Source organism: Acinetobacter endophylla (assembly GCF_053543775.1).
Genome location: NZ_JBLVOM010000318.1, coordinates 34,155 through 51,701, shown reverse-complemented (window position 1 = coordinate 51,701; position 17,547 = coordinate 34,155). Strand labels below are relative to the sequence as shown.

Here is a 17,547-nt window from a genome sequence, read left to right as displayed (position 1 = left end):
CTTAGAAGCCGACCTCACCAGATTAAATACTATTTTTAAACACAAAGAAGGAGCGAAACATTCGCCCCTTCCACTGGCTTAGCGCAAAGCTAAGCCGACTTTAGTTTTCAGTAATACAGCACAAAGCATGCAATACACCCGAAAATAAAGTTTAAATCGAATTAACGACGTAAACCTAAAGCACCGATCAATGCTACATAACGACCGTGGTCTTTACCGTTAAGGTAGTCAAGTAGTTTACGACGTTGGTTAACCATACGGATAAGACCGCGACGGCTATGATGGTCGTGTTTGTGCTCTTTGAAGTGACCTTGTAAATCATTGATTTGAGCAGTTAAAAGAGCTACTTGAACTTCTGGTGAACCAGTGTCGTTTTCAGCGCGAGCGAATTTAGCCATGATCTCTGCGCGATCTGCGTTAGTTAAAGCCATTCGATTTCTCCGAGATGCTTATATATTTTGATAAAAATCAAAGTGATGAGAATTCAAAACCTTGACTGCCGTGCATCACTACAGCAAGTTGCATATTTTAAGGGAAAACGCATCAAATTGCAAAAATAGATCCAAATTTTTGCATGGTTTTGGTCGCTCATTGATGCAGTTCAGATTCGATGACTCTTGTCCCTCAAAGATTCAGGTTTTGCATTATTTTCATGAAATAAATCCAGGATGAATTAAATATAGAAATTCATTTGAAAAGCCAACAAACCCTTTAGCTCGCTTGAATCTTCCGCTGCTCTCCATAAAAAATGGATAAAAAAAAGCCCGAGTAAACTCGGGCTTTTTGGCGCTGTAGTTCTTTCTCTTATCATTATTATTTATTGTATTATTATGGCGTTTTACGCTTATTATTATTTTCAAACATCCTGTTGAAAAATCATCTTCCTTGTGTGGTAGATTTTGCCATATTCCCACCAGACAACTAGAGGTATTTGCCTCATTTTGCTGTAAGCCATTTCGTACATCACAGAGTAAAAATTTGCATAATGTTACACAGCTCTCGTTTTATTTAACGCTATTTACTTAAGTTTACTGGCTAGCGCTGAAAATTTTTGCTAAGAAATTAGGATAAAAATCCAGCAAGCTTCCTATAAAAAAATCAGGATATAAAAAAGCCTTGTAGTCTCTCCCAAAACTACAAGGCTTAGCGGCTGTAAGTTTCCTCTTTCACTTACTTCACTGTAAGTTCGCTGTCTACCGACATTATTATTATCATTATGCGATTATGCTCAACTTTCCGTGTTGAGTTATTTTGTAGAACCAATCTTCTCAAAAACTGAGCAAAAGCTCTATGCGTCAATTTCCTGAATCCTTGTAAGCTTTTACCTACAAGATTTGATTATTTTTGCCAATTAAATTACTAGATTGTTCAATGATTTTTTGGCCCAAACCACTTTTCCGGGTAGTTCTGACACAAAGTGCCTGTGTAAAAGCATCACAATCCACCAGTAAACTGACCACTTTTTTGGCTCGAGTAATTGCAGTATAAATCAACTCTTTGCTCAATAAATTTTTTGCATATTGATCCAGCACCACGGCCGTATGGGAAAATTCTGAACCTTGAGATTTGTGAATGGTCAGCGCAAAAGCGGTTTCAATACTTTTAGGTAAACGGGTGGCTAATACCCATTTTTCCAGACTCGGGAAATACACTTCAAACTGACGTTGACCAGACTGCTCACGTAAAAAACAGATACCAATATCACCATTGGCCAGGCCCAACTGATAGTCGTTATAGCTCATCATGACGGGTCGTCCGACATACCAGTCGCCCTGTTTCAACTGACCTTGGGCTGCTAGAAAACGTTGCTCAATCTGTAGATTGATCTTGAGCAGCCCCAGATCACCAGAACGGATTGCCGTTAAAATACGGTAATCATCAAAAGTTTTGACCACCTGTTGCACATAGTGTTCAAAATCAGCTGAGTTTCGTTCTGTTTTTATGGCCTGTACATAAGCCTGATAACCATACATCAGCTGGTCATAATACTGATTCAAATTATGCGCGGTCTGTTCGGCACCAGCGAGCAGGTATTGTAACTGCAACTGGTCGATCTTCACCTGATCCAAATCGATCGCCTGTAACTCACTGGCTGCCACAATCTGCTGCTCAAATTTCTGCAAGACGTGAGAAGGCTGATGATTCTGCTGGATAAACTCCGCCATTGCGCCAATCCTGGCTCCAGGCGCAAAACGCCGCGTGGTGATTAAATTGACCCGGTTATCTTCCAGAGTCGCTACTTGCTGTAAATCTGCCAATACCGTTCCCACATCCACAGAGGCCAGCTGATCTGCATCACCGAGTAAAATCAGCCGTGCATGAGACGGTACGGAGGCCAGTAACATCTGTGACAGGTTTAAATCCAGCATCGAGGCTTCGTCGACCACGATCACATCATAAGGCAGAGGCTGCTTGGCATGAAAGCGTGGCTGTCCGCGAGTGCCCAGACCCAATAAGCGATGCAGGGTGACCGGTTGTAACTGTTTTAATTGTTCTAGCTCAAACTGTTGTAACGCTTCACTGTGCAAGGCTTTTTGCAGTGCTTCTTTCATGCGCTGTGCGGCCTTTCCGGTAGGTGCTGCCATGGCAATCCGGATATTTGGCAAGGCTTCATGCAGGACCGCAATCATATGCGCCAAGGTATAGGTTTTACCGGTACCCGGACCGCCGCTAATAATATTCAGCGCCTGCCGCGCAACCATTTCCAGTGCCAATTTTTGCTGTGGATCTGACAATAAATTGCGATCACGTTCGGATAAATCAATAGCGGCAACCGGTTGGGCTTTAATCCGAGCAATATGTGAGGCTACTGCCTGTTCCAGTTGCCAATAGCGGTACAGATATAAATGCTGATCTACAAAAATAAATGGTGCAATTCCTGCACCCTGCTGACGGCGGTCTAGAACCAGATTATGCAATAAGGCAACCTGCTGAGGATCAACTTCGATACAGCTATCCCCTGCCTGTATCGCCTCAAGCAGTTGCTGAATCAAGAATTTTGCTGCCGGATCAAATGTAGCCGTACTAAACGGCGGCTGACACAAATAGTCAATCCAGGCCATTAAATTGGAGTCTTGCTGCGACACGTGATTCTGCTCATTTTCCACACAGTTATCCTCAAAGTTATCCACAGGATAATTTCATGTTTAATCTCTATATATCTTATAAAATCGCAAAATCATGCTGATTTTTTCTGCTCAAAATAGCCCAGTATTTGATCCAGTTTTTCTATAAATTCGGAGTCCGGTTGCCAATGATAGGCTCCTTGCTGGACCTGTCCCTTCATCCCACGTAAATACAGATAGGTCGCGCCGCCCAAGTGCTGCTGAATCGAATAAGTCTGCATATTGGCACTCAGGTACCGATGCAGCGCCACCAGATACAAAGCGGCCTGCAACCAGTAACTGGACTGGCTCATATTCTGCTGAATGGCTTCAGCACTATAGTGCTGCTGATCAGGTCCGAGGAAGTTACTTTTATAATCGGCAATATGGTAGCGCTGGCCATCGAAATACACCAGATCGATGGAACCGGTCAGATAACGTGCCGACTTGGCCTCATTAAAATCGCTCATGATCATGTCATGTTCGAGAAAAAGCTGATGGATTTGCCGAATCTGCAAAGGGGCATCGGTCAAGGACAGATAAAAAGGGAATTCTGAAAGATACTGTTTAGCCTCCAGCTGTGCCAAGGCAAAATCTGCCTGAATCGGAGTGGCCAGAATGTCATGTACCCAGTCATGCATCAGGTTCAGCAAAATATCTTCTGTGATCTCGTCCAGCAAGCCATCAAATGCAGTCTGGAAAATATTGTCCACATTCAGTGATTCAGTACTTGCAGGGCGTGTGAGCTGAGCCACTTCCTGTTCAAAAAACTGGATAAAGGAGTCATCCTCCAGCCCATCGAAATACACTCGAAACTGACCTAAAAATTCCAGCAGAGCTGAACGCTCGAGCTGTTGTGCCGAGTGAAACAGCTGCTGCCATTGCTGGCGATAAACTTCACTTTGGTCATGCAGGCGAATTCCGGTCAATAACTTATAGTTCAGGCTGGACAATACGCGCTGCATACTATGACGCAATTCCTCGGCTTTGAAATCTGCCTGAGCTGTGGCCTGAAACAAGGTTCGCAGATTCACCACAGCGGCCTGATAATGCAGGGAAAAAGCCTGTTCCAGTACACTACGTATATGAAAAGCCTGTTCAAATTTTTCTTTCATTTCCTGCCAGATTTGCGGTGCGGTATTTTTAAAACGGCGCCGGATTTCCAGATTCCAGTAACTGCTGTCCTGAAAATCAATATGTTCAAAAATGCTGTGCAAGAATGTTCCGGCTACGGTGCCTTTAGGAAAATTCAGCCTAATCCAGTCTAAAGGCACAGCTGCTGGCTGTTCTTCCAGACCGGTAAAATGAATTTCATCGGCAGCACTGTCGGGCTGTTCATAAGCCGTGACCAGATCGTCCTGCAAGATATGTCCATGTAGCTGATGCTGTGACAAAGCCGTAAAACTGGTTTTGGTTCGCGGATAAAACTGCCGCTCTGGCAAAGGTTGCGCCCGCATGTCGACCTGATGATGGTTCGACTGCTCGACCAGGCGCGGTGGCTCCTGAGACAGAGGCGGCTCGACCAGACTTAAAGCATGTTGAAACAGTTGATCTCCCTGACCACGCCAGAAGGCCAGCCCGGAATCAGACTGTGCGTTCTGGTCCTGCAGCATGGCATATACCCGGTGACTGGCACGGGTCAGCGCCACATACCAGAGTCGGTGGTTTTCGGCAGCATTACGCGCTGCATTCTGCAGAATCGCCTGCTCATGTAAATTCTTGTGATTCACTGCAATCACCCGGGATTGTTCCAGGATGTTGTCCTGTTCAGGCGCAGACAGGGAAAAATTCAGATTGCCTTTATTCACATCAAAAGCAGCATCTGCTCCCAATAAAAACACCACTTTAAATTCCAGCCCTTTGGAGGCATGAATGGTCATCAGCTGCACCCCATGATCCCCAGACAGCTTGCGTTCTTTTTCGCTGTCCTTGCCTGAAGGTGACTGAAGCTGGCGCAAATACCAGTGATAGAGTTTTTGCGCCCCCTGATAATATTCACTCTGCTGGCTCAGCATCTCGGTCAGATGGCGCAGATTGACCACCACCCGCTCATTGTCCAGACTTTGACTGGCCACCAGATTGGTCCAGACCTGAAACAGGTTCAGTGCATAATTCCAGGCGGTCAAAAAGCCTTTCTCAAACCACATTTCCCGAATTATATCCAGATCCGCAATATAGCGACTGAGGCCTTCACTCTGGCTTTGCAAATCAATCAGTTTTTTCAGATTGAAGCCCAGCAGACGGGTTAGTAAAGCCCGCTTGACCTTGGCCTCATTGAAAGGATCCATAATCGCCGTCAATACGGCCGCGACATCCTGAGCGATGGTACTGGCAAACACGCTCTGTTTGGATTCTTTATAGGAGGGAATGCCCATACGCTGCAGACGCTGCTTCACCTGTTCCAGAGCAAAATGCCCAAATCCCAACACGGCAATATCATCTGCGCTCAGGCTTTGCTGATGCTCTTGCTGCTGAAAGTACAGTTGCTGCTGGGCAGACTGATTCAGCAATGCACGGATTTTCCAGGCCACCTGGTCTGCCTCCAGGTCCGATTCACCTAGCTGAATCCATCGTAAAGGCTGCGGGTTGATCCTGCCCATATCGACCAGATCTGGATGCGGGCGACTACCGGCCTGAATCAAGGTGTACTGCACCTGTTCGCCAAAATCCATTTGCCGCTGGAACAGCGCATCAACCACTTCTACGAGTGGTTTGACTGACCGATGGTTCTGCATCAGGGTATATTCGCGGCCCTGTTTATGCAACACATCGGCATGTGCCTTGTTATAGGTGAGCATATCGCCGCCACGGAAACCGTAAATTGCCTGTTTCGGATCACCGACCATAATCATGCAGCCGGACTGCACCCGGTTGGCATCACGCCAGATCTTGGCCAGCAAATCATCCTGATCCTGATTGGTGTCCTGAAATTCATCGACCAGAATCAGCGGATAACGTGCCTGTACAAACTGGGCAAAACGCTGTCCCTGCTGGCCTTGCAATGCTTCCGCCAATGTACGAATTTGCTGGGAAAAAGTGGTTTCACCCTGCTGCTGCAAGGTTTGTGGCAAACGGGTCTGCACACTTTGAATAATATGAAATTCCAGATAGGTCGTAAGCTGTTGCAGCTGCTCATCCAGATACTGTTTGACCTCACACAGCGCATCAATTGCCACGATCAGACTATGTTGCAAAATCAGCTGCTGCTCTGCATCCGGACAGCTTTTGTTAAAGACCTGAGTGGTCGGCTGGAAATCGGTTTTCTTGCGGCGCAAATGGCACAGATTCAGTAAAATCGGCTGCAATTCAGCATCAAAGAAACTCATGCCACCCTGATTTTTCAGGGCTGCGCTCCAGGTCATAAAGTTTTCACAAATTTCGGTTAACTTGGTCAAAAAACTCTTGTGAAAATACTTCGGACTTTCCTGACAATAACGCCGCATGACGGCAAGATCATGCTCCTGAATACTCACTAATTGACTGATGCAGGCTTCCAATTTGTTCAGGTCACATTCAGCCAGTTCGATCTTGCGGAAATGCTGCTTGCTGAAATTCAGGGCATCACGCACCAGCCCGGTATAATGCTCCACCGGTTTCAGCAGATTTTGAACATACAGATGATTGACCATATATTGCGGCTGCTGCTGAATCCAGTCACGCAGCACATCATGAATCAGCTGCTGAATATACAGATCCTGATCTTCGGTCAGTTCTGCACGTTCAATCTTGCCACTTTCAAAGGCAAATTCACGTAACAGTTTCTGGCTAAAGCTGTCCAGGGTGCCGACAAACAGTTCATCCAGCTGGTTCAGCACCAGACGTAAACGGCGACGGGCATAATCCAGCCGTGAACCATAATCTTTCAGCACCTGCTGAAATAAAGGATCGGTTTCATTCTGGATTTTTGCTGTGATTTCAACTGAATTGAGCTGCTGATGACGCTGGATATAAGCCAGCGTTTCCTCGACGCGAAGCCGTACCCGGTTTTTCAGTTCAGCCGTGGCTTTACGGGTAAATGTCGTCGCAATCACCTGATGCGGATAATACTGGTCCAGAAAAATCCGCACCATCAGGCTGGAGAGTGTATAGGTCTTGCCGGTTCCTGCCGAGGCTTCAATCCAGTGCAGGCCACGGAATTTCATGTCTTGAATCGGATTGGTGGAAATGGCTGTTTGCATCTGCTGCTTTAATAAAGTCATACGGCTATTTCACCCACTCCAGATGTTGATGAATCGGCGCATACAGGCCATGAGCAAAATCATGGCAGCAATTTTGCAAGGCCAGATCCGGATCCTGATCCTGCAAAATAAATTGCCAGTCTTGATGCAGCAGACTGGATTCATCCGAAGCCAAAGGTTTGGCACTCTCATAGCTGTTGTTCCAGGCCTTTAGCAATTCCGGCATTTCCACAATGGTCATTTTACCCTGTTCATTCTCGGCCCACTGCCATTCTTTTTTCATCAGTAATTCTGCCGGCAAGACCAGCGGCTGCTGTTGACCAATTTCCCAGGCCTTTAACCAGAGCTGCAAATACTCATGTGCCTTGCTCGAACTTAATCCGGAAAACTTCAGGGTTTTATTACTGAAAATGACAATGCGCTCCAGTTCTGGTGAGCGTGCATCGTCATTCAAGTAAGCCAGCCACAGCAGATACTCCAGCCAGATCTGGGCGCGGCGTTTTTCCGAGGCTGAAGAGGATTGCATACTCAGCCAGTAGCTGCTGTGTGGAACCTGAGGCACGTTAATATGAATGATCAGTTCAGGACTGAACTGCAAGGATTGCTGGGTAACTGGCGTCAGTTCTTTACCCAACTGCACCAAACGCTCTTGTAACAGCTGCTGTTCCTGCTGGCTGCCCAGCCAAGTGGCTTGCTGGGTTTTGCCCACCGGCAAAAGGTCCAGCATCAGGTTCGGCTCAATCTCCTGCTCTTGTTGCAACAGGAAATCCCGTACCTGATACTGTTCCAGCTTGTTCAGTAATAGGGGTTCCCGGGAACTCGGCAAATCGGCATAGCGAATCGTGGAAACCCCGACACTTTTCAGGAATAGACGTGCCGGGAAAATCATATCGCGGATCCATTCATCGCCTTTGAGTACCCGGATTTCTTTTTGTTCTAGTGCCGGATAATGTGCATTGATCCAGCTGCTGCGTTTGCCTTCGGCACTGCGGATATACTCTGCTACCGCAAACCACTGATCCTGAAACCGTGGTGTCTGCATATCTGCAAATCCGGCCGGATCAAAAGGCTGCAAGGGATGCACATGATAAAGCTGCCGAATATGTTGAGCGACTGACAGACCATGAATATCCACCATCGGATCGATTTCGGCATCCGGCTGTTCAGACTGGCAGATCAGCGCGATATGCTGAACCAGTTCCTGCAAGGCAGTGGATGGATCGCGAGCCTCACCATCCTCCAGATCAAAGCCATTATAGAACAGCCATAGATTTTCCTGTGCCAGCAGCAAGGCATCCAGAAAAGCGCCCTGCTCGTCATCCAGACGGGAACGGTCACCAAGTTGCGGCTTCAGGCTGCGCATCAGGTCAAACGGAACCTGTTGATTGCGGCTCGGAAATTTACCGCTATCCAGATTCAGCATCACCACCAGTTTATAAGGCAATGGCCGGATCTGCCCAATCTGGCTAAAAGTAATCTGTCCAGTCGGTTCGGCCTGATCCAGCTGCATCTCCAGGGTATTCTGAATTTCTTCCAGCACATAAGGCAGAGGCAGACTGAGTGCCACCAGCTCCTGACTGGCATGTGGATCATCCTGATCATGATAATCGGCCAAGGTCAGCATCCGCATTTGCTTGTCGATAATCTCGGCAACAGTTTTGAGTGATTCTACCCCGGCATCACGAAATTCATTCAGATCAGCACGCAGATATTCCAGCCAGGTTTTTACCGGCGTGCGTTGTCCAGTTTCATGCAAAGTCAGCCAGTCACGGCGCTGCACCAGATCCTGATAAATTCGGATCAGGGTGGATATCAGCGGAAAATCACTGGTCAGAACCTTGGCATAACTCAAGGTGTCCTGAAACAGGGTATGTTCAGGAATCGCCAGACCCAACGCCAGACGGTCCAGCGCGAATTTAAAGCTAAACCGGTAATCCTCATCGCCTGCGCTCAGGCTTTGCTGTAAATGCTGCTGGTCCAGTCCACGCTTGAAGCCAGCATCTGTCAGCAACTGCAACATCCGTTCTACCTGACTATAGTCCAGACCATAATACTGCTGGGTGGCATTCAGGCTGAGCCAGTCGGCGAAGTCCTCAATACTGAAACGGCGCCGTACCCACTGAATCCGGCCCAGTACCGCGCGCCAGGCATTACTGACATCCAGACGCGACACCCCGGCAATCTGGATCGGTAAATACAGGTTATCTTTCTGCAGGCGTTTGCTGCCGGTTTCGCGCTCACGCGGTGGTGGCGCAAAGACACTACGAATTGCCGGTTCGAGTTCTTTCAAACTTGGCGTCAACACCAGAATATCACTCGGCTGACGCGGCACGTCATTCGTATCTTGAGCCAGCCAGTGAATCAGCTGTTCTTTGAGGACTTCCAGCTGACGTAATGAAGAATGACAGACATGAATCTGTACCGAATCATCATCAGGGCTTAAAGCATATTGATGCTGTTCAGGTTCCAATAAATACAGGATATCCGACTGGATTTTGGCCAGCAGCCTGTCCTGATATTCATCGACAAAGACATCGGCCCAGAGACCCTCTTCCCCCGAAGACAGTTTAGAGAGTAGAGAAAAATGATCCCGTGCCTGCTTGCCGAATCGGGTCAGGAGCGGATGCCGCGATTCCCGGTCTTCGGCATTAAAGTTCAGCTGCTTGATCCTGAAGTCTTTTATTTCCGCATCATTCGGTTTACGTTGACGGGTCTTTTCAAAACGCTGAATAAAGCGCTCTTCCCGCTGCAAATCAAACCTGGCTTTCCAGTCCGGATCGACACTGTCGGCCCAGTATTCCTGCGAGGGGTTGAAGTGAAAAATATAGATATCAATGTATTGCCCCAAACGGCGTAAAAAATCCAGCTGGCTGGGTGGCAGTTCCAGCAGGCTAAATACCACAATCTGGGCCGGTAGTCGTTTTAGAGCCTGGGCGCGGGTTTCTGCATTCTCCAGCCGCTCCCAATACAGGCGTTCAATCTCCAGGATTTTGGCATAATCATCCTGAAATACATGCTGCCACAACCAGCGTTGCCAAGCTTCCAGTTCACGCGCCTGAATCTTGACAAAATCCGCCACCTGCATCTCATGACCATTTTCATCTTTGGGGCTATAGATCATTTGCTCGATATCGAGCGCAATATCCTGCCCCCAGGACTCTAACCAGTTACTCGGACAACCACAGTTGTTTGGAGGACAGTTACGCGCGCAATAACCGCGATAATCCATATAATGGCTAAACAAACGCGACACCTGCTCGGCTACCCAGTACAGCATGCTCTGTTTTTTCAGCTGCTTCTCTGTACCCTGCTCCAGCCGGTCAGCACTGTCATAAATCCGCTTCACAATAGAATACAGCGGATGATCGACGTCTAAAGGAATCTGTTCAGGCAGAATGCATTTTCGTAGCGCCTGAAACACGCGCCATTTGATGATAATGCGCGGAATATTGGCTTCACGGACCTGCTCCACTTCTTTAGGCGCATTCAATACCCACTGATAGGAAGTCCATTGAAAGGCGCGAATCCGGTGATGAAACTGGGTATTGGCGCTAATGCCTTTTTTCTCGGCAATTTTCTGGGTCAGCCAAGTTTCTACTGCCGGAGATGGCACAATAAAGTGCCGGGTTTGTAACACCTCAAATGGATTCCGGGCAGTCTGGTTGACAATACGCAGCATACTATCCAAAAGCACATCAATACGTTGACTCTGAATAACATGAATGGCCATTGGTTCCCCTGAACTGCTGAATGTGGTTTTTACTACAAAACGATAAAGATTATTTACTATACATCCCGAGCGCTCTATGACACTTTAAAACCACACTTCAGTCGAAAAATTTCTTTGAAAAAAGCATCTTAAAGATGCTTGAATAGAAAAAAACAACATAGAGCTTAGGTAGTGCCCATGAAATTAGATAAAATTCCTGAACGTCTCGATCCGAGCCTAGATTTAGAACAAATCCGCGCCGAGTGCCTGGAACTCACCAAAAAACGCGCCTATTATTCTGCCGGTGCTGCGGTTATTCCAGTGCCGTTTATGGACGTGGTCATTGATATCGGTATCTTGTCGCAATTGATTCCCGAGATCAATGCCCGCTTCGGCCTGGCGCCTGACCAGATCAGTGTCTATGATCCAAAAACCCGTCAGGTGCACTGGAATGAGTTGCGTAAACGCGGCGTAGAATTTTCTGGTCTGGTGGTCGCACGTACGGCAGTTAAAAAATCTTTGAACAATGTTGCAGCGAAAGTGATCACAAAGCAAGTCACAAAATTCATTCCGCTGGGCGGCCAACTGGTGGCGGCAAGTCTGGGCTATTTTGTCATGAAAAAGATTGCTGAAGCACATGTAGAGGAATGCTACCGTGCAGCTAAAAATATCCAGCAAAAACAGGTGGCGCAAGGTTAAAATCCGGGTGAGCTGAATTTTTGCAGCCCTCTAGACACTCTTACTTCAGGCAGATTATTCTGCCTGAAGCTGTTTTAAAATAGCCTTTAACACCTCGACCCGCGCGGTATTCTTATCATCGGTCGCAATAATATGCCAGGGCGCTTCCTCGGTCGAAGTATGTTCAAACATATCGGCTGCCGCTTTCAGATAGTCGTCCCAGCGCTCCCGGTTACGCCAGTCTTCTTCGGTAATTTTAAAACGCTTATGCGGTGTATCTTCACGCGCCTTGAAACGTGCTGCCTGTTCGTCCTTGGAGATTGCCAGCCAGATTTTCACAATCACTGTTTGATGCTTGACCAGACTCTGTTCAAAACGGTTAATTTCATCATAAGCACGCTGCCATTCCACCGCACTGACCAATCCTTCTACCCGTTCTACCAATACCCGCCCATACCAGGAACGGTCAAAAATACAGATATCATCATCAGTTTGCAGCTTGGTCCAGAAGCGCCATAAATAGGGACGGCTCAGCTCAAATCTTTCTGGTGCAGCAATGGTATGAATTTCATATTCACGTGGATCGAGTTTTTTGACAATTCGCTTGATTGCGCCGCCCTTGCCGGCAGCATCCATACCTTCAAACAGAATCACCACATTACGCGAATCGGAACGCATGGCTTTGGCGACCTTCGCGGTTAATTTTTTTAGTTCCGGTTTGTAATCTTCTGGCTGGGCTTGAGTCTTGGAAGGATGTTTTAACTGCTCGGGAATCTTGGCCTGTTTCCATCTTCCCTTGGCTCTGGCAGGATGATCCGGACAATGTTTCAAGGCACTCAGGATATACTGGGCAAATTGCTGGTCGCGCTGCTGCTCATCTTCGCCATCAATAATGAACCAGTCCTCGGTAAAGCGCTGACGCAGGCGCTGCAAGGTGTCATATTCTTTGCGATTGCGCCAGTCCAGACCATGCAGTTGATGCCAGTGAGTTTCACTCGGATCCATGGCATCCAGGCGTTTTTGCAAGACTTTCCAGGACAGGTCAAACCAGACCTTGATCACATCCACATGGTTATTTTTCAGGTCCTGTTCAAAGGCCTGCATCTCTTGCAGATATTCATCAAACTGTGCATCACTCAGCGGGCTTTCAGCTTGCATGGCACTGCCGAGCAGATCGCTATACCAGTTACCAAACAGCACCATGATCTGGCCCTCAGCTGGAATAAAACGCGCATAAGGTTGCCACAAGGTTTGCTTTGGGCCGGCTAGCTGAGGCTTATCGGCTTTCACGCGCAAATAGCGCGGATCGACCCATTCACGTAGCTGTTTAACCGCTTCACCTTTGCCGGCTAGCTCAATGCCATTCACCAGAATCACCAGACTTTTGGCATTTTTCTGGCCTCGGGTCTTTTTTAAATTATATTGGGCATCAATCAGCTCGACAGACAGCTGATCTTCATCCATTAACTGAAATTGTGGTTGTTCCATACGTATCTTCAACCCTGATCTTTTATTCTATTTGCAGTATAGCGAGGAGTTTCAGCGCAAAAATAGCTCTGGCAACGTTTTTCACACGATTAAATTGGCTATTTAAACAACAGATTGACATACAAATGCCCGATCTCTGTTCAATTTGTCATAGCAGGATTGTCCGGCAGCCTCTAAGATTCTTGCATCCTCCAATCATAATTGAAGCCTCATGTCCAAACTTGCCGTACTCGATGATCTGTTAGCGCATTATTATCAACTGGCTTATCACACCCGGCCTGACATTTTAAGCCGTTTACAGGATGTGCAGGCCTGGCAGAAAGTCCGCATGCAGCGCACTCATCGCGCCCATTTTGCTGAAAAACAAAACCTGTTGATGTCCGAATATTTCCTGAACCGTCTCTACGGCGGTGCTGAATTTGATGCGCTGGCAGAACAGATTGCCCGGCTGATGAAATATGCGCATAAAGCAGAAAAAGTTATTCCGGAAAATGCCATTAAAACCGGCACCTCAGGTGTAGAGCTGGCTATTCTGGCGGTACAGCTGGATGAACAGGTCGCGATTCAGTTATTACAGGATTATCATCCGCATGAACCGCTGACTGACGAGATGATGCGCCTGACCTATTTGAAGCTGGATCAGGGTGAAGCACGCTTGAAACAGTTGGCTCTGCTGGATCAGCTCGGCATGAGTCTGGATAAATACATGCGTTCATTTGTGGTCTATACGGCCTTTAAAATGTGTAAAGGCGCGGCGAATAAATATAACTTTCAGGTGATGTATGAATTTATGCAGGATGGTTTTCTGGCCATGAAGCCACTCAAATCGGCAGAAAAATTTGTACGCACGTTCACGGCAACCGAACGCCAGATTATCGATAAAGTACATTCTGGCGATCCGCTACCGTTTCAGTAAATACCCGATGAGTATTTCTGCCAAGCGTGAATTTTTCTGTATATTATTCATAACAATTGCATCATGATTGCTGAATAAGCCTTTAGAATCTGTCATGATGCAGACAATGCAAGATTAACCCGATTGATATGTTAGGAGTGACTCCAATGTCGAATGAAAATACAACGCCTACCCCTACCCCCGAGTCGGCACAACAGACAGACAAAGTGAGCCCATTCTTAACTGAACCCCTTCCACAAGGCACCCCGCAAGGTCAGCAACAATCCTTAGAACAACGTCTGACTGACACGCCTGTGACGGGTACTGTGCCTAAATATAATCTGCCGCGTGGTGCCAATACCGGTAACGTCGGCTCAACCACACACTTCGGCTATCAAACTGTTAACAGCGAAGAAAAAGCCCAGAAAGTCGCAGAAGTGTTCCACTCGGTGGCGAGCAAATACGACATTATGAATGACCTGATGTCTTTTGGTATTCATCGCCTGTGGAAGCGTTTTGCAATCAATATGTCAGGTGTACGCCGTGGCCAGCATGTGCTGGATATCGCGGGTGGTACTGGCGACTTGGCTAAAGTCTTTAGCCGTGAAGTTGGTCCGACAGGTCATGTGGTACTGTCTGATATTAACGAATCCATGCTGAATGTCGGTCGTGACCGTCTGATTGATGCGGGCTGTACCAATGTCGATTTCGTTTTGGCCAATGCCGAAACCTTAGAACCATTTGCAGACAACAGCTTTGATCTTTTGACCATTTCTTTCGGTCTACGTAACGTGACCGATAAAGATGCGGCACTGGCTGCGATGTACCGCGTCCTTAAGCCAGGTGGCCGTTTACTGGTGCTAGAATTTTCTAAACCAGTGTTTGAGCCATTCTCTAAGCTGTATGACCTTTATTCGTTCACGGCATTGCCAATCATGGGTAAAATCATTGCCAATGATGCAGAAAGCTATAAATACCTGGCTGAATCGATCCGTATGCATCCGGACCAGCGCACCCTGAAAGGTATGATGGAAAATGCCGGCTTCCAGAATTGTGACTATCACAACCTGACTGGTGGGATTGTTGCGGTTCACCGCGGTTTCAAACTTTAAGGTTCCTTGCCTATGTGGTCAATTCTGGCACTCGGTGCTGTTGAACGCGTGATTCATCATGTGATTGATCTGGATGCCATTACCCGCATCCAGCTGAATGCCCTGTACGGCAAAATGCTGCGGGTGGTGATCGCCTCGCCGCAGCTTTCGGTTGATGTGTTTTTTGATGAAGGCAAAGTTCGTCTGGAACCAACGGCAACCGGTCATACCGAAACACCTTCGGTCTTTGAACAACGTCCATTTGACGCAAGTTCCGCGACAGTCACCGAAGCGACAGCAACCTTGCAGGTCAGCAATGTGGTGGAATTACTCAAGCTGCTGCTTTCCGATGAAGTCGGCAATATTCCATTGCAAGGCGACTACAAGTTATTGCAGGAAATCCAGCGCATCATGCAACAGGCGGAACTGGATCTGGCAGCGCACTTAAGTCCCTGGATTGGCCCGACGCTGGCGCATGAAATTGGCAAATTGCAACTGCTGCCCAAGCAGCTAAAACGCACCCTGCAAAGTCAATTATTCTTTGCTGAAGATGCCTTAAAAGAAGACAGTGGTCTGTTTGCCCCACGCTGGCAAGTGGATGACCTGAATCAGGACACCCGTATCCTGAATCAAAATTTAGATCGGGTTGAAGCAAAAATCCATCAGCTTCAGGCTCAAATTGATGCCTCAAACAATTCTACTCAAGACTAGGTACACAGCTTTATGATTCCGCATGTTTCACGTTTACTCGAACTTTGGCGCATCGCCGCGCACTATCGACTCGACACGTTGTTTCCTGCGGAAGAATTACCAGAAAAATCCCGGCATGTGCTGTCCCTCATCCGGATGCATCCGGCTGCCTGGTCCAGTCGTGAACGTAAAAATCCGCTCAAGCTGAAACTGGCTTTAGAAGAAATGGGGCCGTTGGCGATCAAGCTCGGTCAACTGCTCTCGACCCGCCGTGACCTGATTCCACCTGAAGTTTTACAGCAACTGGTCTTGCTACAAGACCGGGTCAAGCCGTTTGATAATGACGTGGCCAAGATGCGCATTCAGGAATCCCTGAAAGCTGATGTAAATACCCTATTCGCGCGTTTCGATACCCAGCCACTGGCTGCAGCTTCGATTGCTCAGGTGCATACGGCTGCCCTGCATGATGGCCGTGAAGTGGTGGTTAAAGTCACCCGCCCGAATATTCGCCAGCAGATTTTGCAGGATTTTGAAATTCTGGAATGGCTCGGTCAATTTCTGGAAAAACGTCTGGAAGCTGCCCGCGCATTGCACCTGTCGGAAATCATTCAGGACTATCGCCAGATCATTCTGAATGAGCTGGATCTGACGCTGGAAGCAGACAATACCCGCCGTATGCGCCATCACTTTACCGGCTCGAGCATGATGTATGTGCCGGAAATTTATATGGACAGCAAAGACGTGCTGGTAGCCGAGCGCATTACCGGGGTGCCGATTTCAGATATCGCGACCTTTGACCGGTTGGGTATGGATCGTGCCGATCTGGCGCGTAAAGGCCTGACCATCTTCTTTACTCAGGTGTTCCGCGATAACTTCTTCCATGCCGACATGCATCCAGGCAACGTCTTTGTAGAGACCATCAATCCGGCCAATCCACGTTTTATTGCGCTGGACTGCGCGATTATGGGCGAGCTGTCCAAGCATGACCAGATGACCGTAGCACGCATGCTACTGGCGGTCATGAACAGTGACTTTATGCAGCTGATTCAGGTGGTGCATCAGGCCGGCTGGATTCCACCGGGAACTGATCAGGATGCTTTGGCTCGTGAAATGCGCCGTAGTGTGGGGCCAATGGTCTCTAAACCGATGCATGAACTGGACTTTGCCGGCATTCTGATTGAAGTCATGGACATCGCGCGTCGTTTCCATCTGGAAATTCCACCTCAATTGATGTTGCTACTAAAAACTTTGGTGCATGTCGAGGGTTTAGGAACCGACCTGTATCCTGAACTGGATATCTGGAGTCTGGCCAAACCGATCCTGACGGACTGGATCAAGGCCCAGATGAATCCGCAAAAGAACCTTAAAGAACTGGGACAGAAAATCCCGGATCTGCTGTTAGGGGCGCAGGATTTACCGACCCTGATGATCGACAGCTTAAACGGTTTAAAAAACCAGTCGGCCTGGCATGCCAAACAGCTCAATGAATTACAAAGTATGCGCCTGCAAATGGAACATCAGCAAAAACGTAGCTGGATGTTTGGCAGTATCATGGCGATTCTGCTGGCGATTGCCATTATTTCACCGTGGTTTGTGTCGGTGCTTCTGATTGTGCTGGTGAGCGTTCTGGCAGTCTGGCGAATTGCGAAATAATTTTTTAAATAGCCTGATTCGTCAGGCTTTTTTATGCTTAAATTATTGAAAAAATAAAGCA

The 17,547-nt window shown here is 47.6% G+C and carries 10 protein-coding genes; 5 read left to right on the top strand and 5 right to left on the bottom strand.

The window, feature by feature from the left end:
• Window positions 1-161 precede the first annotated feature (161 nt).
• The 4 genes from rpsO to ACNPNW_RS18935 all read right to left on the bottom strand — a co-directional run bounded on the left by rpsO (window position 162) and on the right by ACNPNW_RS18935 (window position 11,012).
• On the bottom strand, window positions 162-431 hold the full coding sequence (gene rpsO, locus ACNPNW_RS18950; RefSeq protein ID WP_004278577.1) for a 30S ribosomal protein S15: 270 nt from the start codon (window positions 429-431) through the stop codon (window positions 162-164).
• 894 nt (window positions 432-1,325) lie between these two features.
• A complete protein-coding gene (gene recD / locus ACNPNW_RS18945; RefSeq protein ID WP_005102875.1) occupies window positions 1,326-3,107 on the bottom strand; it encodes an exodeoxyribonuclease V subunit alpha in 1,782 nt (593 codons plus the stop codon).
• Window positions 3,108-3,178: 71 nt separating this feature from the next.
• The gene (locus ACNPNW_RS18940; RefSeq protein ID WP_420937488.1) at window positions 3,179-7,303 is read right to left on the bottom strand and encodes a UvrD-helicase domain-containing protein; all 4,125 of its coding nucleotides are present in this window, start codon (window positions 7,301-7,303) and stop codon (window positions 3,179-3,181) included.
• A gap of 4 nt (window positions 7,304-7,307) precedes the next feature.
• Window positions 7,308-11,012 carry an exodeoxyribonuclease V subunit gamma gene (locus ACNPNW_RS18935; protein WP_396469767.1) on the bottom strand — a complete coding sequence of 1,235 codons (3,705 nt, stop codon included), beginning with the start codon at window positions 11,010-11,012 and terminating at the stop codon, window positions 7,308-7,310.
• 177 nt (window positions 11,013-11,189) lie between these two features.
• Here ACNPNW_RS18935 and ACNPNW_RS18930 point away from each other — a divergent pair, with 177 nt between their 5' ends.
• Complete coding sequence (locus ACNPNW_RS18930; protein WP_004278581.1) at window positions 11,190-11,690, top strand: hypothetical protein; 501 nt, start codon at window positions 11,190-11,192, stop codon at window positions 11,688-11,690.
• A 54-nt stretch (window positions 11,691-11,744) separates the two neighbouring features.
• Here the strand turns inward: ACNPNW_RS18930 and pap are convergent, their stop codons facing one another.
• Window positions 11,745-13,163 (bottom strand): polyphosphate:AMP phosphotransferase, encoded by a 1,419-nt coding sequence (gene pap / locus ACNPNW_RS18925; RefSeq protein ID WP_004278582.1) that lies wholly within the window; start codon window positions 13,161-13,163, stop codon window positions 11,745-11,747.
• Between the two features lie 205 nt (window positions 13,164-13,368).
• Between pap and ACNPNW_RS18920 the strand changes: the two genes are divergently transcribed.
• The 4 genes from ACNPNW_RS18920 (at window position 13,369) to ACNPNW_RS18905 (ending at window position 17,486) form a co-directional block, all read left to right on the top strand.
• Window positions 13,369-14,073 carry a DUF8198 family protein gene (locus ACNPNW_RS18920; protein WP_044111768.1) on the top strand — a complete coding sequence of 235 codons (705 nt, stop codon included), beginning with the start codon at window positions 13,369-13,371 and terminating at the stop codon, window positions 14,071-14,073.
• A gap of 146 nt (window positions 14,074-14,219) precedes the next feature.
• On the top strand, window positions 14,220-15,164 hold the full coding sequence (ubiE, locus tag ACNPNW_RS18915) for a bifunctional demethylmenaquinone methyltransferase/2-methoxy-6-polyprenyl-1,4-benzoquinol methylase UbiE (protein ID WP_004647333.1): 945 nt from the start codon (window positions 14,220-14,222) through the stop codon (window positions 15,162-15,164).
• A gap of 12 nt (window positions 15,165-15,176) precedes the next feature.
• Window positions 15,177-15,854 carry a ubiquinone biosynthesis accessory factor UbiJ gene (locus tag ACNPNW_RS18910; RefSeq protein ID WP_448767350.1) on the top strand — a complete coding sequence of 226 codons (678 nt, stop codon included), beginning with the start codon at window positions 15,177-15,179 and terminating at the stop codon, window positions 15,852-15,854.
• A 12-nt stretch (window positions 15,855-15,866) separates the two neighbouring features.
• Window positions 15,867-17,486 carry an ABC1 kinase family protein gene (locus tag ACNPNW_RS18905; protein ID WP_420937486.1) on the top strand — a complete coding sequence of 540 codons (1,620 nt, stop codon included), beginning with the start codon at window positions 15,867-15,869 and terminating at the stop codon, window positions 17,484-17,486.
• The last annotated feature ends 61 nt before the right edge of the window (window positions 17,487-17,547 follow it).